General features: G+C 71.8%; 21 protein-coding genes and 1 pseudogene. 14 read left to right on the top strand and 8 right to left on the bottom strand.

Annotated elements, in window-relative coordinates; all coding sequences use genetic code 11:
• Positions 1 to 16: 16 nt before the first annotated feature.
• Positions 17 to 898 (top strand): phosphotransferase enzyme family protein, encoded by an 882-nt coding sequence (locus ACIP8W_RS20535; RefSeq protein WP_401955905.1) that lies wholly within the window; start codon positions 17 to 19, stop codon positions 896 to 898.
• A 29-nt stretch (positions 899 to 927) separates the two neighbouring features.
• On the opposite strand, the gene ACIP8W_RS20530 is transcribed toward ACIP8W_RS20535, so the two are convergent.
• Both ACIP8W_RS20530 and ACIP8W_RS20525 read right to left on the bottom strand, forming a co-directional pair.
• The gene (locus tag ACIP8W_RS20530; protein WP_401955906.1) at positions 928 to 1,635 is read right to left on the bottom strand and encodes a 3'-5' exonuclease; all 708 of its coding nucleotides are present in this window, start codon (positions 1,633 to 1,635) and stop codon (positions 928 to 930) included.
• A 98-nt stretch (positions 1,636 to 1,733) separates the two neighbouring features.
• Positions 1,734 to 2,966, bottom strand: coding sequence for an SAV2148 family HEPN domain-containing protein (locus tag ACIP8W_RS20525; RefSeq protein WP_401955907.1), 1,233 nt, complete (start codon positions 2,964 to 2,966; stop codon positions 1,734 to 1,736).
• Between the two features lie 407 nt (positions 2,967 to 3,373).
• On the opposite strand from ACIP8W_RS20525, the gene glgX reads away from it, so the two are divergent.
• The 4 genes from glgX (at position 3,374) to ACIP8W_RS20505 (ending at position 10,098) form a co-directional block, all read left to right on the top strand.
• Positions 3,374 to 5,494, top strand: coding sequence for a glycogen debranching protein GlgX (gene glgX, locus ACIP8W_RS20520; RefSeq protein WP_401955908.1), 2,121 nt, complete (start codon positions 3,374 to 3,376; stop codon positions 5,492 to 5,494).
• Positions 5,495 to 5,642: 148 nt separating this feature from the next.
• Entirely contained in the window at positions 5,643 to 6,383 is a 741-nt protein-coding gene (locus tag ACIP8W_RS20515; RefSeq protein WP_401955999.1) for a GNAT family N-acetyltransferase, read from the top strand.
• 64 nt (positions 6,384 to 6,447) lie between these two features.
• Complete coding sequence (gene treY, locus ACIP8W_RS20510) at positions 6,448 to 8,802, top strand: malto-oligosyltrehalose synthase (protein ID WP_401955909.1); 2,355 nt, start codon at positions 6,448 to 6,450, stop codon at positions 8,800 to 8,802.
• Positions 8,803 to 9,033: 231 nt separating this feature from the next.
• Positions 9,034 to 10,098 carry a lytic polysaccharide monooxygenase gene (locus tag ACIP8W_RS20505; protein ID WP_401955910.1) on the top strand — a complete coding sequence of 355 codons (1,065 nt, stop codon included), beginning with the start codon at positions 9,034 to 9,036 and terminating at the stop codon, positions 10,096 to 10,098.
• 138 nt (positions 10,099 to 10,236) lie between these two features.
• Here the strand turns inward: ACIP8W_RS20505 and ACIP8W_RS20500 are convergent, their stop codons facing one another.
• Positions 10,237 to 10,785 (bottom strand): DUF1707 and FHA domain-containing protein, encoded by a 549-nt coding sequence (locus ACIP8W_RS20500; RefSeq protein WP_401955911.1) that lies wholly within the window; start codon positions 10,783 to 10,785, stop codon positions 10,237 to 10,239.
• Between the two features lie 282 nt (positions 10,786 to 11,067).
• Between ACIP8W_RS20500 and treZ the strand changes: the two genes are divergently transcribed.
• Positions 11,068 to 12,792 carry a malto-oligosyltrehalose trehalohydrolase gene (gene treZ / locus ACIP8W_RS20495; protein ID WP_401956000.1) on the top strand — a complete coding sequence of 575 codons (1,725 nt, stop codon included), beginning with the start codon at positions 11,068 to 11,070 and terminating at the stop codon, positions 12,790 to 12,792.
• Between the two features lie 72 nt (positions 12,793 to 12,864).
• Here treZ and ACIP8W_RS20490 read toward each other — a convergent pair whose 3' ends face one another.
• The gene (locus ACIP8W_RS20490; protein ID WP_402204048.1) at positions 12,865 to 13,806 is read right to left on the bottom strand and encodes a hypothetical protein; all 942 of its coding nucleotides are present in this window, start codon (positions 13,804 to 13,806) and stop codon (positions 12,865 to 12,867) included.
• Positions 13,807 to 14,002: 196 nt separating this feature from the next.
• Here ACIP8W_RS20490 and ACIP8W_RS20485 point away from each other — a divergent pair.
• A pseudogene (locus ACIP8W_RS20485) lies at positions 14,003 to 14,096 on the top strand (VOC family protein); the annotation flags it as partial.
• Positions 14,097 to 14,200: 104 nt separating this feature from the next.
• Here the strand turns inward: ACIP8W_RS20485 and msrB are convergent.
• From msrB to ACIP8W_RS20465, 4 genes are all read right to left on the bottom strand, one after another.
• Positions 14,201 to 14,611 (bottom strand): peptide-methionine (R)-S-oxide reductase MsrB, encoded by a 411-nt coding sequence (gene msrB / locus ACIP8W_RS20480; protein ID WP_401955913.1) that lies wholly within the window; start codon positions 14,609 to 14,611, stop codon positions 14,201 to 14,203.
• A 10-nt stretch (positions 14,612 to 14,621) separates the two neighbouring features.
• Positions 14,622 to 16,025, bottom strand: coding sequence for a UDP-N-acetylmuramate--L-alanine ligase (gene murC, locus ACIP8W_RS20475; RefSeq protein ID WP_401955914.1), 1,404 nt, complete (start codon positions 16,023 to 16,025; stop codon positions 14,622 to 14,624).
• Between the two features lie 44 nt (positions 16,026 to 16,069).
• Positions 16,070 to 16,540: an indole-3-glycerol phosphate synthase gene (locus ACIP8W_RS20470; protein ID WP_401955915.1), complete on the bottom strand. Its 471-nt coding sequence runs from the start codon at positions 16,538 to 16,540 to the stop codon at positions 16,070 to 16,072.
• A 141-nt stretch (positions 16,541 to 16,681) separates the two neighbouring features.
• Complete coding sequence (locus ACIP8W_RS20465) at positions 16,682 to 17,473, bottom strand: pyrimidine reductase family protein (protein WP_401955916.1); 792 nt, start codon at positions 17,471 to 17,473, stop codon at positions 16,682 to 16,684.
• A 37-nt stretch (positions 17,474 to 17,510) separates the two neighbouring features.
• Between ACIP8W_RS20465 and zapE the strand changes: the two genes are divergently transcribed.
• From zapE to ACIP8W_RS20430, 7 genes are all read left to right on the top strand, one after another.
• Complete coding sequence (zapE, locus tag ACIP8W_RS20460; RefSeq protein WP_401956001.1) at positions 17,511 to 18,608, top strand: cell division protein ZapE; 1,098 nt, start codon at positions 17,511 to 17,513, stop codon at positions 18,606 to 18,608.
• 118 nt (positions 18,609 to 18,726) lie between these two features.
• Positions 18,727 to 19,152, top strand: coding sequence for an OsmC family protein (locus tag ACIP8W_RS20455; RefSeq protein ID WP_401955917.1), 426 nt, complete (start codon positions 18,727 to 18,729; stop codon positions 19,150 to 19,152).
• 191 nt (positions 19,153 to 19,343) lie between these two features.
• Complete coding sequence (locus ACIP8W_RS20450; RefSeq protein WP_402204045.1) at positions 19,344 to 20,732, top strand: alkaline phosphatase PhoX; 1,389 nt, start codon at positions 19,344 to 19,346, stop codon at positions 20,730 to 20,732.
• A gap of 355 nt (positions 20,733 to 21,087) precedes the next feature.
• Entirely contained in the window at positions 21,088 to 21,336 is a 249-nt protein-coding gene (locus tag ACIP8W_RS20445; RefSeq protein WP_401955919.1) for a hypothetical protein, read from the top strand.
• Positions 21,333 to 21,575 carry a hypothetical protein gene (locus ACIP8W_RS20440; protein ID WP_401955920.1) on the top strand — a complete coding sequence of 81 codons (243 nt, stop codon included), beginning with the start codon at positions 21,333 to 21,335 and terminating at the stop codon, positions 21,573 to 21,575. The genes ACIP8W_RS20445 and ACIP8W_RS20440 overlap by 4 nt, the downstream gene beginning before the upstream one ends.
• Before the next feature lie 80 nt (positions 21,576 to 21,655).
• A complete protein-coding gene (locus ACIP8W_RS20435; RefSeq protein WP_402152030.1) occupies positions 21,656 to 22,588 on the top strand; it encodes a PPK2 family polyphosphate kinase in 933 nt (310 codons plus the stop codon).
• Between the two features lie 79 nt (positions 22,589 to 22,667).
• Positions 22,668 to 23,591 (top strand): polysaccharide deacetylase family protein, encoded by a 924-nt coding sequence (locus ACIP8W_RS20430; RefSeq protein WP_402204042.1) that lies wholly within the window; start codon positions 22,668 to 22,670, stop codon positions 23,589 to 23,591.
• Positions 23,592 to 23,601: the final 10 nt, after the last annotated feature.

The raw sequence follows: 23,601 nt of genomic DNA, 5'->3' as shown, positions 1-23,601 counted from the left end.
AGTAAGTGAGCCATTGATGGACGAGGCGCGGGCACGGGAGATTCTGGCCGCGACGGGACTGCCCCGGACGCGGAACGCCGAGCTGCTGGCCCTGGGCGAGAACGCGGTCTTCGCGACGGCCGGACCCGACGGTCCCGTCGTCAAGATCGGCCGGAACGCCACGGACCACCCCGAACTGCTGGAGCGCGCCCGGCGGGAGGTCGCCCTCGCGTCCTGGCTCGCGGAGTGGGAGGTGCCCGCCGTACGGGCCGCCGAACCCGCGGCACGGTCGGTGGACGGCCATCCGGTGACCGTCTGGCACCGGCTGCCCGCCGCCGTACGCCCCGCCGGGCCCGCCGATCTGGTGGCCCTGCTGCGACTGGTCCACGCGCTGCCCACCCCCTCCGCCTTCTCCCTGCCCCGCCGGGAACTCCTCGGCGGGGTCGAACGCTGGCTGCGGCTCGCCGGGGACGCCATCGACCCGGCCGACGCCGACTATCTGCGCGGGCGCCGGGACGGCTTCGCCGAGGCGGCGGCCACCCTCACCCCGTATCTGCCGGTGGGTCCGATCCACGGCGACGCGCTCCCGCGCAATGTCCATGTCGGCCCGGACGGCCCCGTCCTGGTCGATCTGGAGACCTTCTCCGCCGACTTCCGCGAACACGACCTCGTGGTCATGGCCCTGTCCCTGGACCGCTACGGCCTGCCCGCCGAGGCGTACGACACCTTCACGGCGGCCTACGGCTGGGACGTACGCGAGTGGCCCGGCACGCCGGTGCTGCGCGGCGCCCGCGAGACGGCCAGCTGCGCCTGGGTGGCGCAGCACGCCCCGGCCAACCCCAAGGCGCTCGACGAGTTCCGCCGCCGGGTCGCCTCACTGCGCGAGGACGACCCCGAGGTCCGCTGGCACCCCTTCTGACACCTCGGCGTCCCGACGTCCGGCAGGCTTCAGGACGCGGTGGCCACCGGCTGTCCGCGTATCGGCCAGACCGGGTCGATCACCGCGTCCGTCTCGCCCTTGCGGCGCAGGAACTGCTGGAAGTCCGCCGCCCATTCGGCGTACCAGGTGATCTGACGCCGGTGCAGCTCCGCCGGGTCGAGCGCGGCCACCGAGGGGTGCCGCCCGGCTATCGCGGTGGCCACCCGGACCGCCGCCAGCGCGTCCGCGCCCGCTTCGTGCGCGGCGTCGAGCACCACGCCGTACTCCCCGCAGACCGCCTCCAGCGTGCGCTTCCCCCGCCGGTAGCGGTCGACGGCGCGGTCGATCGTGTACGGATCGATCACCGGGCCGACCGGGTCGAGCGCGGGCAGCCCGTGCCGGCGCAGCTCCGCCGTGAGCAGCGTCAGGTCGAAGGCGGCGTTGTACGCCACGACGGGCACCCCGCGCGCCCAGTACCCGGCGAGGAGCGCGGCGATCTCGCCGGTCACCTCGGCGGCGGGGCGGCCCTCCTCGGCCGCCCGCTCGCTGCTGATGCCATGGACCGCGGACGCCTGGGCGGGGATCCGGATCCCCGGGTCCGCCAGCCAGCTCCGCTGCCGTATCACCTCGCCGCCCCGGACCTCGACGACCGCGGCCGTCACGATCCGGGCCTCCAGCGGCTCCGTGCCGGTCGTCTCCAGATCGAACCCGACCAGCGATTCACCGTGCCAAGCCATCGTGGCCCCTCCCTCATCCCGCGGTGGTGCTTCCCCCGTTGGATGTTCACCCTGCCACGCGCCACTGACAACGCGGGGGCGCCCGGTCTCCCCGGGGATCAGGAGACCGGCCGCGAGTCCGTCCAGACCGACTCGAACTCCTCGCGGTAGGTCTGGAACAGCCCGTGCTCCGTGTCCTGCCCGGCGCGCACGACCTCACGCCCGCCGCCCCGCAGCACCAGCACCGGCGCCTCCATGCCGCGCGCCCGGCGCAGATAGGACTGGACGACGGCGAGCCCGTCGGGGCCGTCGCCGTCCACGAGGTACGCGGTGAAGCGCGGGGTCTCGTCGAAGACATGGATCTCGAAGGCGCCGGGGTCGCGGAGCCTGGAGCGCACCCGGCGCATATGGAGGATGTTCATCTCCACCGACCGGCTCAGCTCGCCCTTGCGCAGCCCCATCTCGCGTTCGCGGCGCTTGACTGCGCTGCTCGCCGGGTTGAGGAAGACCAGCCGTATCCGGCAGCCGGACTCGGCGAGCCGGATCAGCCGCCGGCCCGAGAAGTTCTGGACGAGGAGGTTCAGTCCGATGCCGATGGCGTCGACACGCCGGGCGCCGCCGAAGAGGTCCTCGGCGGGCAGCTGCCGCTGGAGCCTGACCCGGTCGGAGTGGACGGAGACGACGTCGCCGTACCGGTCGCCGACCAGGTCCTCGACCGCGTCGACCCGCAGTCGCGACGAGGAGGGCACGCCACCGCCGCCGCCCAGGATCTCCAGCAGCTTCGCCGAGGCCCGCTCGGCCTGGGCGAGCACGGTCTCGGAGAGCGCGCGGTTGCGCGAGACGACGTTGCGCGCGACCTCCAGCTCGTCCAGTGCCAGTTCCACATCGCGGCGGTCGTCGAAGTAGGGCTCGAAGCAGGGCCAGTGCTGGACCATCAGCTCCCGCAGCTGCGGGAGGGTGAGGAAGCTCAGGACGTTGTCGTCGGCGGGGTCCAGGAGATAGCCCTTGCGGCGCGACACCTCCCGTACGGCGACGGCGCGCTGCACCCACTCCTGTCCGGCGGGTCCGGCGGCGGCGACCACCCACTCCTCGCCGTGGACGGGTTCGTAGATGGGCCGCAGGACGGCGGCGACGACCGCGCGCAATCGCTGTTCCACCAGATTCAGCCAGATATAGGCCCGCCCGGCCCGTTGGGCGCGCGTACGGACCTCGCTCCACGCGTCCGCGCCCCAGTCCAGCTCCGCGCCGATCTCCATCGGTCGCGCGAGGGAGACCGCTCCAGGTTGGATGTCGCCGGATTCCCCCGCGTGACCTGCGTCACCTGGGGGCAGCTCCAGCCCGCCCGAGCTCACCCGCGTACCCGCCTTCTCTCCCTATTCAACGATCAAGGAAGGGTACTCCGCCGAGCGGACACGGTGCAGCCCGATGCGCAGGCTGCTTCACCAACTCCCTTGCCCATGAGGCTTGTTCCGGACGTTGACTTCTGGTGAAACGGTATGGTTCACCCCTATTGCTCCCGTTATGCTCCGGGGCGGACGGGGCGCCGTGGTCCGCGAGGGGCCGCCGAGCAGGGTCTCGGCCCCCGCCGCCGCTCCGGCCGACGGCGCGGAGGGTGAGGTTGACCCCTGGAATTGACTCCGACATGACGTGCCGAGAAGCGACGGGAACGCATCGGGGTCCTAGGAGGTTGCCCCGATTTCGGGGAAGATCTGGCCCAAGAGCCCGCACCACCCGGATCAGAAGTGGAAGAGTCCTATCTATGCAGGTCTGGCCGGGACAGGCGTATCCCCTCGGCGCCACGTACGACGGCGCCGGTACCAACTTCGCGGTCTATTCGGAGGCCGCCCACCGGATCGAGTTGTGCCTGTTGCACGACGACGGTTCAGAAACGGCGGTGGAACTGCGCGAGACGGACGCCTTCGTACGCCATGCCTATCTGCCGGGCGTCATGCCCGGTCAGCGCTACGGCTTCCGGGTCCACGGGCCCTACGAGCCGGAGCGCGGGCATCGCTGCAACTCCGCGAAACTGCTGCTCGATCCGTACGCGCGTGCGATCAGCGGCAGCATCGAGTGGGGCGAGTCGGTGTACGGCTACCACTTCGGCAGGCCGGAGTCGCGCAACGACATGGACTCCGCCCCCCACACGATGTCCTCCGTCGTGGTCAACCCGTACTTCGACTGGGGCGACGACCGGCTGCCCCGTACGGAATACCACCGCACCGTGCTCTACGAGGCCCATGTGAAGGGCCTCACCATGCTCCATCCGGAGCTGCCCGAGGAGCTGCGCGGCACCTACGCGGGGCTGGCCCATCCGGCGGTGATCCAGCATCTGACGGAGCTGGGGGTCACCGCGCTGGAGCTGATGCCGGTCCATCAGTTCGTCAACGACCACCGGCTGGCGGACTCCGGTCTCGCCAATTACTGGGGTTACAACACCATCGGATTCTTCGCCCCGCACAACACCTACGCCTCCTGGGGCGACCGGGGCGAGCAGGTGCTCGAATTCAAACAGGCCGTACGGGCGCTGCACCGGGCCGGGATCGAGGTCATCCTCGACGTGGTCTACAACCACACGGCCGAGGGCAACCACCTCGGCCCGACGCTCTCCTTCCGGGGGCTGGACAACGCCCAGTACTACCGGCTCGGCGAGAACCAGCGGTACTACACCGACACCACCGGCACCGGTAACTCGCTGCTGATGCGCAGCCCCCACGTACTCCAGCTGATCATGGACTCGCTGCGGTACTGGGTGACCGAGATGCACGTCGACGGCTTCCGCTTCGATCTGGCGGCGACGCTGGCCCGCCAGTTCCACGAGGTGGACCGGCTGTCGTCGTTCTTCGACCTCGTCCAGCAGGACCCCGTGGTCAGCCAGGTGAAGCTGATCGCCGAGCCCTGGGACGTGGGCGAGGGCGGCTACCAGGTGGGGAACTTCCCGCCGCTGTGGACCGAGTGGAACGGCAAGTACCGCGACACCGTACGGGACCTGTGGCGCGGCGAGCCCCGGACGCTGGCGGAGTTCGCGTCCCGGCTGACCGGTTCGTCCGATCTCTACCAGGACGACGGGCGACGGCCGCTGGCCTCCATCAACTTCACCACCTGCCACGACGGTTTCACCCTGCACGACCTCGTCTCGTACAACGACAAGCACAACGAGGCCAACGGCGAGAACAACCGCGACGGCGAGAGCCACAACCGGTCCTGGAACTGCGGCACGGAGGGCGAGAGCGACGATCCGGAGATCCTTGAGCTGCGCCGGCGCCAGATGCGGAACTTCATCGCGACGCTGATGCTGTCGCAGGGCGTGCCGATGCTCAGCCACGGCGACGAGTTCGCCCGTACGCAGGGCGGCAACAACAACGCGTACTGCCAGGACAACGAGGTCTCCTGGGTCCGCTGGCCCGAGAAGGGCGCGGAGAACGACTCCTCCCTGCTGAAATTCGTCCGGGCGATGGTGTGGCTGCGGCGCGACCATCCGGTCTTCCGGCGCAGGCGCTTCTTCCACGGGCGCCCGGTGGACGGGACGCACGACGAGCTGTCGGACATCTCGTGGTTCACCCCCGAGGGTGAGGAGATGACCCAGCAGGACTGGCAGGCTGCGCACGCCAAGGCCATGACGGTCTTCCTGAACGGCCACGCCATCTCGGAGCCGGGGCCGCGCGGTGAGCCGATCTCGGACGACTCGTTCCTGCTGATGTTCAACGCGGGAGCCGAGGAGCTGGAGTTCGTGGTGCCGGTCAACCACGGCGAGCAGTGGCGGCTCATGGTCGACACGGCCCGTCCGGACGGGATCGCCCCGGGGCAGGGGGAGAAGGTCGACGGAGGTGAGATGCTCACTCTGATCGGCCGCAGTATGACGGTGCTGATGCGTCCGGCGTAGGGAAGGTACGACGCAGGGAAGGTACGACAGGGCGCGGCGCCCCCGGGGAGGCGGCGGAAATCCGGTTGCCGGGCCGTCCCCGGGGTGTTGCAGTGTCCGGATGGATCAGACAGTGGCAGCGAGAGTACGCGCGGCGTTCGACCGGCAGATGCGCGAGGAGGCCCCGGCCGACGGGCCGGGCGCCCGGGTGGAGCGGACCGGTGGGGTCGTACGGCAGGTGGGCGCCGGGGACGACGCCTGGAACGGGATCATCTGGTCGGACCTCACGGACGCGACGGCCGACGCGGCCATCGCCGCACAGGTGGCGTACTTCTCCTCCCTCGGCCGTGAGTTCGAGTGGAAGCTCTACTCCCACGATCTCCCCACCGACCTCGCCGGACGGCTGTCGGCCGCCGGAGGCACCCCCGAGCCCGCCGAGGCGCTGATGATCGCGGAGAGCGCGGCGCTGACCGCCGAGCCCGAGCTGCCGGACGGCGTACGGCTGCTGCCCGTGACCGACGAGGCGGGGCTCGACCTCATGGTGGAGGTCCACGAGAAGGCGTTCGGCGAGGACCACCCCCAGCTGCGCGCCCGGCTGCGGACCCAGCTCGCCGAGGCCCCAAAGACGCTGGAGGCGGTCGTCGTCCTGGCGGACGGCGCCCCGGTGAGCGCCTCCCGGATGGAGCTGCCGCCGGGCACCGACTTCGCCGGTCTGTGGGGCGGCGGTACGGTACGGGAATGGCGCGGCCGGGGTCTCTACCGCGCCCAGGTGGCCTATCGGGCCCGGCTCGCCGCCGCCCGCGGCTACCGCTACCTCCAGGTCGACGCGCTGGACACGAGCCGGCCGATCCTCCAGCGCCTGGGATTCACCGCCCTCGGCACGACCACGCCCTATATCTTCAAGCCGTAACGACCTCGTGCCACCCGGCCCCTCGTATGGCACACAACCCAATATCCGGGGTACGTACGATCGTATGACTCCCACCGCGACCTACCGGCTCCAGCTCCAGCCGGACTTCCCGTTCTCGGCCGCCCGGCGGGCCGTGCCGTATCTCGCCGCGCTCGGGGTCTCCCATCTGCATCTGTCCCCGGTCCTGGAGGCCGTGCCCGGCTCCACACACGGCTACGACGTGACCGACCACTCCGCCGTACGGGCGGAGCTGGGCGGCGAGGAGGGGCTGCGGGCGCTGGCGGCTCGGGCCCGGGAGCACGGCCTCGGGATCGTCCTCGACATCGTGCCCAACCACATGGCCGCCGCGCCCGAGCACAACCGCGCCCTGTGGGAGGTGCTGCGGGACGGCCCCGGCTCCCCGTACGCCCGCTGGTTCGACATCGACTGGGCGGCGGGCGACGGCAAGCTGCTGCTGCCGGTGCTGCCCGGCCCCCTCGGCGAGGAGCTGGCGAACCTCCGGACCGAGGACGGCGAGCTGCGCCACGGGGACCGGCGCTATCCGCTCGCGCCGGGCACCGAGGACCTCCCGCTGCCCGAGCTGCTCGACGCCCAGCACTACCGGCTCGCCTGGTGGCGGCTGGCCCGTACCGAGCTGAACTACCGGCGCTTCTTCACCATCTCCGAGCTGATCGGCCTGCGCGTGGAGGACCCGGAGGTCTTCGCCGCCACCCATGCCAAGATCCTGGAGCTGGTACGCGACGGGGTCGTCGAAGGACTGCGGGTGGACCACCCGGACGGCCTCGCCGACCCCGAGCGGTATCTGCGCCGGCTGAACGAGGCGACCGGCGGCTGCTGGACGGTCGTCGAGAAGATCCTCGCCGATGACGAGGTGCTGCCCGCCGGCTGGCCCGTCGCCGGGACCACCGGCTATGACGCGCTGCGCCATATCGACGGGGTGTTCACCGACCCGGTGGGCGCCGAGACGCTGGAGCGGCGCTACCGCGAGATCGCCGCGCCGGTCGGCGACCGGGGCGGCTACTGGGAGGGGACGGTGCGGCGGGCCGCGTACAAGGTGCTCTTCCACGAGCTGGCCGCCGAGACCGACGCCCTCGTACGGATCGCGGGGCGCGTCTGCGCCGCCGATCCCGCGCTGCGCGACCACGCGCCCTGGGCGCTGCGCACGGCGGTCGCGGAGCTGCTGGTCCGGGTCCCCGTCTACCGCCCGTACACCACGGCGGGCGGGCCGTGCCCCCGGGCGGCCGAGGCGGCGGTCCCGGAGGAGGCGGTGCGGCAGGCGAAGACGGCGTTCCGGGTGGCGCGCGAGGCGACGGCCGTGGACGTGGTGCGGGAGCTGGCGCTCGGCAGGCTCGGTCCGGGGCCGGACCGGGCGGCGTTCTGCGCGCGCTTCGCGCAGACCGCGTCCGCGCTGCGCGCCAAGTCCGTGGAGGACACCGCGTTCTACCGCTACGTACCGCTGATCTCCGCGAACGAGGTGGGCGGCGCTCCGGGGAACCCGGCCGTCTCCCCGGAGCGCTTCCACGCGTACTGCGCCCGGCTCGCGCGCGACTGGCCCGCCACCGGCACCGTACTGACCACGCACGACACCAAGCGCAGCGCGGACGTACGGGCCGGGATCGCCGTGCTGTCCGAGTGCCCCGGGCGGTGGGACGAGCTGTTGGCGCGGGTCACCGAGGAGACGGCGGCGACCGGGCTGCCCGCGCCGGATCCGCAGGTGGCGTGGCAGGCGTGGCAGACGGCGGTCGGCTTCACCCCGGCCTCGGACGGCAGCCCGCCGGAGGGCTCGCGGCTGGTGCCCGCGCTGCTGAAGTCCGTACGGGAGGCCGGGCTGCACACCAGCTGGACGGAGCCGGACGAGCTGTACGAGCGGGCGGTGGCCGCGTTCGTCGAGGCGGGTCCCGCCGGGCCCGCGCGGGCCGCGGTCGCGGCGTTCAACCGGGAGGTCGCGCCGTACGTCAGGGCCGGGGCGCTGGGGGCGGCGCTGGTGCAGCTGACGATGCCGGGGGTGCCGGATCTGTACCAGGGCACCGAGCGCGAGTACCTGGCGCTGGTGGACCCGGACAACCGCGGGCCGTTCAGGCCGGGCCCGCCCGACGACCGGACGGTGGTCACGACGGCGGCGCTGCGGCTGCGCCGGGAGCGGCCCGAACTCTTCCGCGAGTCGGGGACCTACACCCCGCTGTACGCGACGGGCCCCGCCGCCGCGCACTGTCTGGCCTTCGTCCGCACCGGCCGCGCGATCACGGTGGTGACCCGGCTCGCCCACGGTCTGGAACGGGCGGGCGGCTGGCGCTCCACCGCGCTGACGCTGCCGCCGGGGCGCTGGCGCGAGCTGCTGACCGGTCGTGAGCTGGCCGGGACGGCGCCGCTCGCGGAGCTGCTCGACGGGTTTCCGGTGGCGCTGCTGACGGCGGACTGAGGCCGTCGGCGGGCTCGTACGAGAAAATCCCGACCCGGCCGTTTACAGAGTGACCGAGCCGCGCTACTTTCCGAAATGGGAGCGCTCCCATCTCCCTCGCTGTCATGATCACGACATTTGCTCCGCCGGAGCCGACCCGGCCGCCACTGTCGTGACAGCGCGCACCACACCGGGCACCGCCGCCCGGTGACGCCCGCTCCTCCGTCCATCACGCCGAAGGGACTCGCGCTGATGAACCGTCCCCCACTGTGGCTGTTACACCCCCGCAGAGCCGTACTCCTCGCCCTGCTCGCCGTCCTGCCCGCCCTCCTGCTGGTCGTCGTCAACAGCGGCACCTCCGACGCCCACGGCACCCCGATGCAGCCCGCCAGCCGCACCTTCATGTGCTGGCGCGACGGCCTCACCAGCACCGGTGAGATCAAACCCGTCAACCCCGCCTGCAAGGCCGCCGTGGCCGAGAGCGGCACCACCCCGCTCTACAACTGGTTCTCCGTACTGCGCTCCGACGGCGCGGGCCGGACCAAGGGGTTCATCCCCGACGGCCAGCTGTGCAGCGGTGGCAACACCACGTTCAGCGGCTACAACAAGAACCGCGCCGACTGGCCGCTGACCCACCTGACCTCGGGCGCCTCGCTCGACTTCTCGTACAACGCCTGGGCAGCGCACCCCGGTTGGTTCTATGTGTACGTCACGAAGAACGGCTTCGACCCCACGAAGACCTTCACCTGGGACGACCTGGAGGCCCAGCCCTTCCTGACGGTCGACCACCCGGCGGTCACCGGCAGCGCGGGCACGGTGGAGACCGCCTACAAGTGGAAGGGCAATCTGCCCACCGGCAAGAGCGGCCGTCACATCATCTACATGGTGTGGCAGCGCTCCGACAGCAATGAGACCTTCTACAGCTGCTCCGACGTGGTCTTCGACGGCGGCAAGGGCGAGGTGACCGGCGTCGGGGAGCCCGGCACCACCCCGACCGACCCGCCCGACCCCACGGCGAGCTGCACGGCCGCCCGCAAGACGACCAATACCTGGTCGGGCGGCTACCAGGCCGAGATGACGGTCAAGAACACCGGCCCCAACACCATCCTCGGCTGGATGGTCGAGTTCGGTCTGCCGGCCGGCCAGAAGGTCGACAGCCTCTGGAACGGCAACGCCACCTACAGCGGCCAGCAGGCGATGGTCCACAACGTCGACTGGAACGGCAAACTGGCACCCGGCGCCACCACGACCTTCAGTTACGTCGTCAGCGGAGGAGCGCCGGACACCGCCACCACACCGCCCTGCTCGGTCCACTGACCCGTCGCCGACCCGTCACGACCCGCAGGACGATCCCCCACCGGCGTCCGTCCCCCACCGGGCGCCGGCCACCCCCGGCCCGCCGTTCCCACCCCCACACCACAACGGCGGGCCGGGCCCGGCTCTCCCCGGACGAGGTCAGTCCGAGGCGAGCCGGAAGCTCATCCGGCCGAAGCTCACCAGGTCGCCGTCGCGCACCACGACCGTCGTGGTGACCCGACGGCCGTTGACCGTCGTGCCGTTGGTCGACCCCAGATCGCGCAGGACCCACAGCCCGTCCCGCATGCTCAGCTCGGCGTGCAGCCGGGAGACCGTGTCATGGCTGAGCCGCAGTCCGTTCATCGGATCACGGCCGATCAGCAGCGGGTACGGGCCGGGCCGGGGCAGCAGCAGCTTCGGCAGCCGCTCCGCCTGCCAGGCCCTGCGCAGCCGCTGCGAGAACGCGGAGACCCGGCCCACCGCGGTGAACACCCTCCGGGCCCAAGGGGTTTCGGTCTCCAGATCGGCCGTGAGCAACTTCAGCTCCTCGGCCCTACGGGCCGTCAGCACCAGATCCATCCGGCGCAAGAACGTGTCGTGCGACAGCTTTCCCTGTGCCGCGCCTTCCCTGAGCACCGCCAGGGCACGGTCCCGCTCGGCGTCGGAGAGCCGCGCGGGATGCGTGTGGGACTCGTAGGAGGACGTCACAGACGTGATTGTCCTTCTGAGCGGCCCGAGGTGTCCAGACGATCCGTCGTTCCCGCCGCCACCGTCCCGGCCGCCGCTCCGGCGGCAGGTGCACCCGATTCGCCGCGATCACCGCGCCCCGCGCCGCCTCGCTTGTCACCATGGGAGGTGTCACCGTGTGAAGCGATGACCGTCCGGATCAGTGACCGTGCCGAGGACGACCGTACCGAGGACAAGGGGGAACCGCCCGTGCGATTCGAGGTGTGGGCGCCGAAGGCCCAGGACCGGGCCACGCTCCGGGTCATGGACGCGGACACGGCCCGGGACGGCGACGACGGGGACGACGTCCCCATGGCCCGCGATCCGGAGCGCCCCGGCTGGTGGACCGCCGAGGCCCCCGCCGCCGACGGGACGCGGTACGGCTTCGCGCTCGACGGCGGCCCCCTGCTCCCCGACCCGCGCTCCCGCCGTCAGCCCGACGGCCCCGACGGCCCGAGCGCCGTCGTCGACCAGGACGCCTACGAATGGGGCACCGCCTGGCCGGGACGCGGACCGGCCGGCGCGGTCCTGTACGAGCTGCACATCGGCACCTTCACCCGGGAGGGCACCTTCGACGCGGCGGCGGCCCGGCTCGCCCCGCTGGCCGAGCTGGGGATCACCCATGTCGAGCTGATGCCGGTGTGCCCGTTCCCCGGTATCCACGGGTGGGGGTACGAAGGGGTGTCGCTCTGGGCGGTGCACGAACCGTACGGCGGCCCCGCGGGCCTCAAGCGCTTCGTCGACACGGCCCACGGGCTGGGCCTCGGCGTCGTACTCGACGTGGTCCACAACCACCTCGGACCCGCCGGGAACCATCTGCCGCGCTTCGGCCCGTACTTCACCGACACGCATCACACCCCCTGGGGCGCCGCCGTCAATCTCGACGCGCCCGGCTCCGACGAGGTGCGGGCGTATCTGCTGGACAGCGCCCTGTCCTGGCTGCGGGACTTCCGGCTGGACGGACTACGGCTCGACGCCGTCCACGCGCTGGCCGATCAGCGCGCGCTGACCTTCCTCGAAGAGCTGTCGGCCGCCGTCGACGCGCTCTCCGCCGACCTCGGCCGCCCGCTCTTCCTGATCGCCGAGTCCGATCTCGCCGATCCGCGCACCACCACGCCGCGTACCGAGGGCGGCCTCGGGCTGCACGCCCAGTGGAACGACGACTTCCACCACGCCCTGCACACCGCCCTCACCGGTGAATCCCAGGGCTACTACGCCGACTTCGCCCGGGAGCCGCTCGCCGCGCTCGCCAAGACGCTGACCCGGGTCTTCTTCCACGACGGTACGTATTCGAGCTTCCGGGGCCGGACCCACGGCAGACCCGTCGACCGTACGGGCACCCCGGCGACCCGCTTCCTCGGGTACGCCCAGACCCACGACCAGATCGGCAACCGCGCGCTCGGCGACCGGCTCTCGGCGACCCTCTCCCCCGGGCTGCTGGCGTGCGCCGCCGCGCTCGTCCTGACCGGGCCGCACACCCCGATGCTCTTCATGGGCGAGGAGTGGGGCGCGACCACCCCCTGGCAGTTCTTCACCGACCACCCCGATCCGGTCCTCGCCGAGGCCGTACGCAGCGGGCGGCGCCGGGAGTTCGCGGCGCACGGCTGGGCCGAGGAGGACATCCCCGACCCGCAGGACCCGGCGACGCGGAACCGTTCCTGCCTGGACCGCACCGAGATCGCCCGGGAGCCGCACGCCCGCCTGCTGGCCTGGCACCGCGAGCTGATCGCCCTGCGCCACGCCCAACCGGACCTCCGCGACCCGGACCTGGCGTCGGTACGGGTCGCCTACGACGAGGTGGCCCGGTGGATCGCGTACCGCAGGGGCGATCTGCGGGTGGCGGTGAACCTCTCCGACGGACCGGTACGGATCCCCCTGGGCGGCGGCGCGGGCCGGGTGCTGGCCGCCTGGGAACCCGTACCGCCACCGGACGAGGACGGCCTGCTGCGGCTGCCGCCCCGGTCATGCGTGGTGCTGGCCGACGAGTAGCCGGACCCCGCCTGGATGACGTACGCGCCGTAACCGGCCCCGGCGATCACCGCGCGCCGGCCGGTCCGGCTGTCAGTCCTTGCCCGTCAGCCGCTCCAGCAGCTCCTGGAAGTCGTCGCCGACGACGATCCGCAGCCCCTCCTCGTCCTTGGCGCTGAGCTGGGTGAGCGTGCCGCCGCGCCACCAGTAGACGTACGGGCTGACCGCCCCCGGGGTGTCCTCGTACCCCTCGGCGGCGAAGGACACCATCGAGGTCAGGGACGGGATGACGGTCGCGTCCCGGATGACATGGAACGCGAGCTGATGGCGGAAGGGCATCGCGACCAGCGCGCCCTCGGGCGGGATCAGCTCCCCGGTGACCTCCCGGACGAGCGATTCCAGGGCCAGGACCCGGCTGGCGGTGTAGAAGGAGTCACCGAGGACCACCTCGAAACGTGTCCCGCCGGGCTCCTTGACCGTCTCGCGCCCCTCGACCGGCAGCTCCCGCAGATTGCGCAGCGCCCGGTCCCGCAGCCACCCGACCTCGCCGAGCGGCTCCAGCGCCTCGTCGGTGAGCATCATGACGCTCTCGGGGAGGTCGAGGGCGAGGACTTCGTACAGCCCGGGGGCGACCGAGCGCGCGTAGCCGAACGCCTGCGGGTCGAGGCTGTCCTCGCTGATCACCCGGGGGTAGAGCTGGGCGCGGATCTGCTCGGGCTCCAGCGTGTCCAGCGCGGAGGGGCCGTCCATCGTGCGCAGCACCATCCCCGCGTGTCTGCGCGCCAGATCGCCCCAGACCCGGGGGCCGCGTTCGTCGTTGTGGCAGACCGCGGCGAGATTCCCCAGACCGAACCGGCGGCCGGAGCTGTCGGTCACCATGTCCGCGTAGAGCGTGACCTCCAGCCCGTGTTCCGCGAACGCCTCCCGGACCTGGCTGCGGAAGAGCGCGGCCTCACCGACCGAGAAGAAGGAGAACGCGGGGTCCCTCGGCGTGTCACGACCGTCGCGCTTCGGCCCTCGCCGGAACAGCCTCACTCCATCGCCTCCACCCGTGTCCGTATCGGCGGCACCCGCCCGATACACCGGCGCGTACCCGGCGATCTCCGCCGCTTCCGATGCTAGCTCCCGGCACTTTGCCCGTCGTGCCGCCCATCACGCCCTCCCCCGGCTGCTGCTGGGAGGTGCCCCCCCCCCGCCGAGGACTCCCGGCCGCCTTGCGCCGGGGTCCGCTTCCTGCGAGGAGCCCCGGCACGAGCCGTACGGTTCGGTCGGGGTCTTCGAGGACCTCTACGGCAAATCGCTGGGACCTGCTCCGGCCCGCGTAGGCGGTACGACGGACACAGCCGGACAGCACGGGCGGCCGGGGACGTCGGAAACGACGTCCGGGTGGCGTCCGGTGGGACGCCACCCGGCGTGTGCTGCCGGAGTCTCAGCCCTCGCCGTCCGGCGCCAGCCGCAGCGAGATGCTGTTGATGCAGTACCGCTGGTCCGTCGGGGTCGCGTACCCCTCGCCCTCGAAGACATGGCCCAGGTGCGAGCCGCAGCGGGCGCAGCGGACCTCCACCCGGCGCATGCCGTGGGAGCGGTCCTCGATGAGCTCGACCGCGTCCGTGTCCTTCGGGTCGTAGAAGGACGGCCAGCCGCAGTGCGACTCGAACTTGGTGTCGGAGCGGAAGAGTTCGGCGTCGCACGCGCGGCAGGAGTAGACCCCGGCCGTCTTCGTGTCGGTGTACTCGCCGACGAAGGCGGGCTCGGTGCCGGCCTGCCGGAGCACCTGGTACTCCGCGGGTGACAGCTCCGCGCGCCACTGCTCGTCGGGCTTCTCTATGTCGTACGCCATGTGGTCTCCCTCAGTCGGTCAGCCGGGCCAGGATCAGCGGACCGAGGTCCGTGACATCGCCCGCGCCCATGGTGAGAACGAGATCGCCGGGCCGGACCATTCCCGCGATGGTGTCCGGGACCGCGCCCTTGTCGGACAGCGGCGTGACCGTGGCGCCCGCGGCGGTGGCCGCGTCGGTGATCAGGGCGCTGGTGACCCCGGGGATCGGGTCCTCGCGGGCCGGGTAGATGTCGAGGACCACCGAGGCGTCGGCGAGGGCGAGCGCCCGGCCCATCTCCGTGGCGAGTTCCTGCGTACGGGAGAACAGGTGCGGCTGGAAGACCACCAGCAGCCGCGATCCGGCCGGGGCGGCGGAGCGCATCGCCTCCAGGTCGGCGGTCATCTCGGTGGGGTGGTGCGCGTACGAGTCGATGACCTGGACGCCCGCCTCCTCGCCCTTGAGCTGGAGCCGGCGCTTGACCCCGGTGTACGTACCGAGGGCCGAGGCCAGATTGTGCGCCGGGATGCCGAGGGCGACGCCCGCGGCCAGGGCGGCGACCGCGTTGTGGGCGTAGTGACGGCCGGGCACGGAGACGGTGAAGGTCAGGAAGCGGCCGTCGAGGACGACCGTGACCTCGCTGGTCAGGCCGCGGGCGGTGACCTTGTGGACGCGTACGTCCGCGCCCTCGGACTCGCCGTAGGTGACGACCTTGAGGTCCGGGAGGTCCCGGACCCGCCGGGTCAGCTCGACGGCGCCCGGCTGGTCGGCGGAGATCACCAGGGTGCCGCCGGGGACGATCTTGCCGACGAAGGTCTCGAAGGACTCGTAGATCTCGTCCATCGAGGCGTAGTTGGCGTGGTGGTCCAGCTCGACGTTGAGGACGACGGCGACCTCGGGGTCGTACTTCTGGAAGCTGCGGTCGCTCTCGTCGGCCTCCGCGACGAAGATCTCGCCCGCGCCGTGCAGCGCGTTGGTGCCGGGGCCCGCGAGGTCGCCGCCGATCGCGTACGACGGGTCGAGGCCCAGCCCGGTGAGGGCGACGGCCAGCATGGAGGTGGTGGTCGTCTTGCCGTGGGTGCCCGCGACGGCGATGGCGCGCGCGCCGCCCATCAGCGACGCCAGCGCGTCGGAGCGGTGGACGACGGGCACCGACAGCTCGGCGGCGCGGGCCAGCTCGGGGTTGTCGGCGCGGATGGCGCTGGAGACGACCACGCAGGACGCGTCGTCCGCGAGGTGCCCGGCGGCGTGGCCGATGTGCACGGTCGCCCCCAGCGCCCGGAGCGCCTCGGCGGTCGGCGACTCCTTGGCGTCGCTGCCCGCGACCTTGGCCCCGCGCTGGGCCAGGATCTTGGCGATACCCGACATTCCGGCGCCGCCGATACCGATGAAGTGCGGTCGTTCCATGGTCTCGGGGATACCGGAGCCGGGTGCCATACCTGTGTTCTCCCATGTTCTACGAGAAGGGGTCCGGCTTAACCCTATTCGCTGTGCGCGAAGAGTTTGAGCACCGGTACGCCGACCTTGTGACGGGCCCGGGAGGCCCAGTCGCGGTGGAAGAACTCCTCCACGTAGTGCGGCTGTGTCAGCACGATCACCTCGTCGGCGCCCGACTCGTCGACCACCGCCTTCAGATGGTCGAGCGGATGCTCCTCGACGACCTGGCCGGTGGCCTCGGCGCCCTGACCGCGCAACCCCGCGAGCGAGTGTTCGAGTGCGAGTTCCGCCGGCTGTCTGGCCTGCCTCCCCTCCGGTTCCTCGCCCTCCCTGACGGCTTCCCGCAGTTCGCCCGCGGCGACGTCGTCGATGGCGCGCAGCAGCAGATCCGCCTGGTCGCCCCGGGGCTGCATGAGCACGACGAAGGAGACCGTCTCGTCGCCGTGGAGGGTGGTGACGAACTCGACGTCCTCTGCGGACAGCGGCTTCTCGATCATCAATACGCTGGTGAACACGGCAGGCGTCCTTACTTCTCGAGGGGCCGTCCGGCCCACTGCTGAAACCATCCTTCCCCGTGCCCGCACGGGGTTGATGAGACTAAGTCTGCCCACCGCCGGCTAAGCGGAACGGCAAATTCCGCTGATTGTCATGGCGCGTCAGCCGATTGACCGGACACGCCGGTACCGGGTGAAAAGGAACCCGTCCCGCTCCAGCAGCGACGCCAGGGCGAACCGTTCCGGTACGGCGACGGCGGGGCCCGACGCGACGCGCTGCGCCGATCCGGCGGTGAGCGTGGGCGACACCGTCAGACACATCTCGTCCAGCACACCCGCCGCCACGAACTGGCCCAGCAGCCGGGGCCCGCCCTCGGTGAGCAGCCGTACGAGCCCCCGCTCCGCCAGCTCCCGTACGGCACGGGCGGGGTCCACCCCCGCACCGTCCCCGGCGATCAGCACCTCCGCGCCCGCCTTCCGGGCCGCCGCGATCCGCTCGGGCGGCGCGGCGGCGCCCGTCAGGACGAGCGTGGGGACCAGCGGCGCGGTGAACAGCGGGGCGGTGAGGTCCAGCTCCAGGCTCGCGCTGACCACGGCGATCACCGGCGCGGGCGACTGCCCGGCCGCCGCCCGGCGCGCGGCGAAGGCGTCCCGGGCGCGGGCGGGCCGGTACCCCTCCAGACGAACCGTTTCCGCGCCCACCACCACGGCGTCGGCGAGCGCCCGCAGGGTGCCGAAGATCCGCATGTCGGCGGCGGAGGAGAGGGACTGCGAGCGGCCCTCGTGCTGGGCCGCGCCGTCCAGCGAGGAGACCATGTTGGCGCGCAGCCACCGCCCGTCGTCCCACTCCCCGGGGGCGGGGTACGCGTACGCCTCCGCCAGCTCGTCGAACGTCCACTCACGGTCGGCGGTAGCGGAGAGTGTCGGGTCGGTCACAGGAAACAGGCGTCGCATGCGAAGCAGTCTGGCACGGCGCATAGAGTTATTAACTGTGTCGTCCTCCCCCGCCGCCTCCGGCCGCACCCCGATAGCCGAAGCGGCTCCGCTCTCCCTCTGCGCCCGCGAGCCGCATGTCCCCGCCGACCGGCTGGTCGCCGAGATGGTGCCGCCGCCGCGCTTCGATTCCGTACGGTTCGCCACGTACGTACCCGATCCCCACCAGCCGAGCCAGTCCGAGGCCGTCACCGTCCTCGACGCCTTCGCCGCCGGTCTCGGCGGCGCGCACGTGGCCGGGACGGGACACGGCAAGCGGCGCTGGTTCGCCAGAAAGCCGCAGGCGCCCACGGGGCCGCGCGGGGTCTATCTGGACGGCGGGTACGGGGTCGGCAAGACGCATCTGCTGGCGTCCTTGTGGCACGCCACCCCGGCCGCCCCGGAGCAGAAAGCTTTCGGCACCTTTGTCGAGCTGACGAACCTGGTCGGCGCGCTGGGCTTCCAGCAGACCGTACGGACGCTCGGCGGCCACCGGCTCCTCTGCATCGACGAATTCGAACTGGACGACCCCGGCGACACCGTCCTGGTCTCCACCCTGCTCGGCAAGCTGGTCGACGCGGGCGTGGCGCTGGCCGCCACCTCCAACACCCTGCCGGGCAAGCTCGGCGAGGGCCGGTTCGCCGCCGTCGACTTCCTGCGGGAGATCCAGGGGCTGTCCGCGCAGTTCCGCCCGCTGCGCATCGACGGCCAGGACTACCGCCACCGCGGGCTGCCCGAGGCACCCGCGCCGTACTCGACCGATCAGGTGACCAGGACCGCGTACGCCACCGAGGGGGCCAGTCTGGACGGCTTCCCCGGGCTCCTCGACCACCTCGCCTCGGTCCATCCGAGCCGGTACGGGGCGCTCACCGACGGCGTACGGGCGGTCTGCCTCACCGATGTCGTGGCGGTGCCCGACCAGTCGACCGCCCTGCGGCTGGTCGTCCTCGCGGACCGGCTGTACGACCGGGAGGTGCCGGTGCTCGCGTCCGGGCTCCCGTTCGACCGGCTGTTCAGCGAGGAGATGCTGAACGGCGGCTACCGCAAGAAGTACTTCCGGGCGATCTCCCGACTGACGGCGCTGGCGCGCGACGCGAAGGCGCTCGTCGCGCAGTAGGTTCGACGCGTGGTCCCCCGCCCCGGGGCGGGGGCCCGTCCGTTCCGCGTACGAAGCCTCCGTACGCGGACGTACGAAGGCGCACGCAGGCTTACGCAACCGGCAGAAGGGCTCCACCATGGCCACCACGCGTCAGGCACACACCGTCTGGGAGGGCGACCTCCTCAAGGGCACCGGGACGGTCACCTTCGACTCCTCCGGCATCCCCGACCAGGCAGTCTCCTGGCCCTCCCGGGCGGAGAGCCCGAACGGGAGGACCAGCCCGGAGGAGCTGATCGCGGCCGCCCACTCCAGCTGCTTCTCGATGGCGCTCTCCAACGGCCTGGCCACGGCGGGCACCCCGCCGACCCGGCTGACCACCGGGGCCGAGGTCACCTTCCGGCCCGGCACCGGCATCACCGGCATCCACCTCACCGTGCGCGGCGAGGTCCCCGGGCTCGACGCCGAGGGCTTCGAGCGGGCCGCCGCCGACGCCAAGGAGAACTGCCCGGTCAGCCAGGCACTCACGGGAACGACGATCACCCTGACCGCGTCGCTGGTCTGAGCACGGCACCGGTCCGGCCGCGCCACCACCTGCGCGTACCGGACCTTCCGCGCGTTCCCGGACGCCCGCGCTCCCTCCGGTACCACGCGCGACACCGGGGCACGCCGCGACCCCCGTGGTTCACGTGGCCCAGGGACACGTGCTAGACACATGCGGTCACCGTCTCCTGTCCGCCAGCAGGGAGTTGCCTCATGTCCGCGACACGCCGTCAGATCCTCGCCGCCACCGGCGCGGCCACCACCGGTATCGCCTTCACGGGAGCGGTGTCGGAGCTGTTCACCGGCTCCGCCGCCGCCCTGGGGCCCGGCCACAGCGGCTACGGTCCACTGATCACCGACCCGGACGGACTGCTCGATCTGCCGAAAGGTTTCCGTTACCAGGTCCTCTCCAGAGAGGGCGACCCGCTCCGCTCCGGCGAGGGCCTGGTCCCGAGCAACCACGACGGTATGGCCGCCTTCGCCGGACGCCGGGGCCGTACCCATCTCGTACGGAACCACGAGAACCGCAAGAACGCGCCCCTCGCCGTGCCCACCGTCGAGGGACTCACCTACGACCCGATGGGCAAGGGCGGCTGTACGGCCCTCGAACTCGACGGGCGGGGCAATGTCCTCGGCGAGCGCGTCGCCATCGCCGGCACCGCCGTCAACTGCGCGGGCGGGCCCACCCCTTGGAACACCTGGCTGACCTGCGAGGAGACCGAGGACCGGGCCGGCACCAACGGCTACACCAAGGACCACGGCTTCATCTTCGAGGTCGACGGCGCCGATCCGCACCGCAGCGGCGCCGTACCGCTGACCGCGATGGGCCGCTTCCAGCACGAGGCGATCGCGGTCGATCCGCACAGCGGCATCGTGTACGAGACCGAGGACGCGTTCGACCACCCGTTCGGGCTCTTCTACCGCTTCCTCCCGGAGAAGCCGCTCGGCGGCCTCGGCTCGCTGCGCGCGGGCGGGGCCCTGGAGGCCATGCGGGTGCCGGGGGTGCCGGACCTGTCCGTCATCCAGGAGGCCGGTACGGTCTTCGACCGGGTGGAGTGGGTCCCCGTACCGGACCCGCTGGCGCGCGAGACCGCCATCCGCTTCCAGGACTTCGGCCCCCGGGGCATCACCCACGCGCAGAAGCTGGAAGGCTGCTACTGGGGCGACCGCTCCGTCTACTTCGTCTCCAGCTTCGCGCGCGGCTCCGACGGATCGGGCGCGGACCACTTCGGCCAGGTCTGGAAGTACGAGCCCCACCGGCGCCGGCTCACCCTGGTGATCGTCTTCGGCCCCGACACCGATATCGACCTGCCCGGCGAGTCCCCGGACAACATCTGCCTCGCCCCGGGCGGCGGCCTGATGGTCTGCGAGGACGGCGGGGGCGCGCAGCACGTGTTCGGCGTGACACGGCGCGGCGAGGTGTACGCGATGGCCCGCAACGCCCAGGCCCTGACATCAGCCGCTACCGCGACGGGCGGCACCGCCGAGAAGCCCGAGTGGGGCGAGTTCGCCGGGGTCACCTTCGCGCCGGACGGCGCCACGATGTACGTCAACTGCTACACCCCGGGGACTACTTTCGCGGTGACCGGCCCCTGGCGTTAGCACCGGGAGCGAAGGCTCCGGAACGTACGTTCCGGAGCCTTCGCTCCCGCTGGACGAATTATCCCGAGGGAGCGCCGTCCGCCCCCTCGGAGCGGGCGGGGAGGTGTCAGGTGCGGGCCGCCGCACGGCGGAGGAGGGAAGCGACGCGGTGGGGCCCGTCCCGCTCCCTCAGGGCCGTGGGTGAGTCGTTGACCGACGGCAACGCCGCGTGGGGACTCCGTCCGGGGGTACCCCCGGACGGAGTCCGGGGGAGGTCGCCGGAGGAGCGCGCGCATGGCTCCTCCCCGCAGACGGGACTTCGGAATGACTCGTCTAATGTGGCGGCAGTGCCGACCCGCACAGAGGAAGAGCGATCATGACCGAACCTCTGAAGACGTTCGTCGGCGGCGCCGAAGTCGACGTGCCCAACAGCATCCCCGACATCCGTGCCGCGCTGCCCGACGAGAGACGCGATGACTTCGACCGTGCCATCAACGAAGCCGGTGTCGACGAGATCCACGCGGTGATGCGGCACTGGATGCTGGAGGCCGTACCCGATCCCGAGGCCGACGAGATCCTGCACCGGCTGGCACTGGACGAGGCCGAGCGGCGAGGTGCGGCTTGAGTTACCGCATCTCCTACGCGCCGCCCACGGACGACTCCCTGTCGAAGATGCGGGACGCCGGAGCGTTCCTGCACACGATGGAGGGGACGCTGGGCCTCGATCCGTACGGGCACGGCTCGACCCCGGTGAAGGGTGAGCACGACCGGCGCGAGTCGACGGTGTCCGGCGCCATCGTCCTGTACTACGTCTCGCGTTCGGTGCTCACCGTCACCGTGGTGCGGCTCGTCGCCCTGTCCTGACCGCCGGGGTTCCGGGGCCAGCGGTCGCAGACCGCGCGGATCCGCCGCACGCTCAAGGGAACCGACGGAAGGCGAGCGCCGTGGCGAAGAAGGACGGCAAGGAGAAGAAAAGCAGAGCGAGAGAGAAGGAACCGGCCAAGAAACCGGCCAACCCTTCCGCGAAACCCTGCCTCCGCAAGACGCTGCGCGTCCCCGGGGGCGACGGTGTCGATCTCTCCGCGTACGACACGAAGGCCACCCCGGGCGGCCCCGGCGTCCCGGCGGACAAGGCGGCGGCGCTGGCGGCCACCACCCGGATGGCGGAACGTCTCGGCGGGCTCCAGGACCGGCTGTACGCGGCGAGCACGGCGGGCGACCGGCGCCGGGTGCTGCTGGTGCTCCAGGGGATGGACACCAGCGGCAAGGGCGGCACGATCGCGCACGTCATCGGGATGTTCAACCCCTCCGGCTGCCGGATCAGGGCCTTCAAGACCCCGACCGCCGAGGAGCGGCGCCACCCCTTCCTCTGGCGGATCAAGCGGGCGCTGCCGCAACCCGGCGAGATCGGCATCTTCGACCGCTCGCACTACGAGGACGTGCTGATCGCCCGGGTCCGCGAGCTGGCAAGCCACCGCGATCTGGGCCATCGCTACGACCAGATCAACCGCTTCGAACAGGAGCTGGCCGACGACGGTGTGACCGTGGTGAAGGTCTTCCTCCACATCGGTTTCGAGGAGCAGCGCGACCGGCTGCTGGCCCGCCTCGACAATCCGGACAAGCACTGGAAGTTCAACTCGTCCGACCTCGACGAACGCGCCCTGTGGCCCGCGTACCAGAAGGCCTACGAGCTGGCGCTCCGCCGCTGCTCGACCGCCTCGGCACCCTGGTACCTGGTCCCCGCCGACCGCAAGTGGTACCGGAACTGGGCGATCAGCACGCTGCTGCTGGAGCATCTGGAGGCGCTGGCCCCGGAGTATCCGAAGGGCGGCTTCGACCGTGAGAAGAGCCGTCGGAGGCTGCTGGAGGGCGCGTAGGCTTCGCGTTCGGCGGTATCGGGGGAGCGCGAGAGGGCGCCGCGCGCCCCATGGGGAGATCATCATATATTTTCCCTGGGTGACCAGATATACCAGATATGTACGCGCGCTCACCGCCGCCGCCGTCCTGGGCGCCATCCTCACCGGATGCGGGGGCGGCGGATCCGGTCCCGCCCCGGCCGCCGCCCCCTCCGGCTCCGCTTCTTCTGCCGTTCGCTCCGGGGACGCCGCGCGCGCCGGGGACGCCGCTCCCGCCCGGAGCTCCCCCTCCCCACGCCCCGACGCGGTGGCGGGGCCGCCGACCCTGGCCCCCGGGCCCGGCGGGCTGGCCCCGGTCTTCACCCGTGGCGCGCCGGACGCCGGGAAGACCGTGGCGCTCACCTTCGACGCCGATATGACGGCGGACCAGGGCCCCCGGGCCGCGAGCGGCGAGCGCTTCGACAACCCCTCGCTGATCGCCCTGCTGCGCCGGCTCGACGTACCGTCGACGGTCTTCATGACCGGCCGGTGGGCGGAGGAGTATCCGGCCCAGGCCAAGGAGATCGGCAACGATCCGCTCTTCGAGATCGCCAACCACTCCTACAGCCACTACGCCTTCACCGCCGACTGCTACGGGCTGCCGGTCATCGGCGAGCAGCGGGCGGCCTCCGACGTCCGGCGCGCCTTCACCGCCTTCCGGGAGGCAGGGGCGCGCAATGTCGTCCCGTACTTCCGCTTCCCCGGCGGCTGTTACGACAAGGCCGCGCTGCGGGCGCTCGCGCCGACCGGGGTGACGGCGGTCCAGTGGGACGTCGTCAGCGGCGACGCCTTCGCGACGGACGCGGACGCCGTCGCGGAACAGGTGCTGGCGGGGGTGAAGCCCGGCTCACTGGTGGTGCTGCACTGCACGCGCAGCGCGGCCCCGGTGACGGAGGACGCCATCCGCCGGATCGTGCCCGAGCTGCGCGAACGCGGCTACCGCTTCGTCAAGGTCTCCACGCTGATGAGGAAAACCGGGCGCTGAGAACGGCCGG

Origin of the sequence: Streptomyces sp. NPDC088554 (genome assembly GCF_044752945.1) — a bacterium.
In the GTDB taxonomy this organism is placed as follows: Bacteria; Actinomycetota; Actinomycetes; order Streptomycetales; family Streptomycetaceae; genus Streptomyces.
Note: the sequence above shows the minus strand (reverse complement) of the source record. Positions and strands in the feature narration are given on the sequence as shown.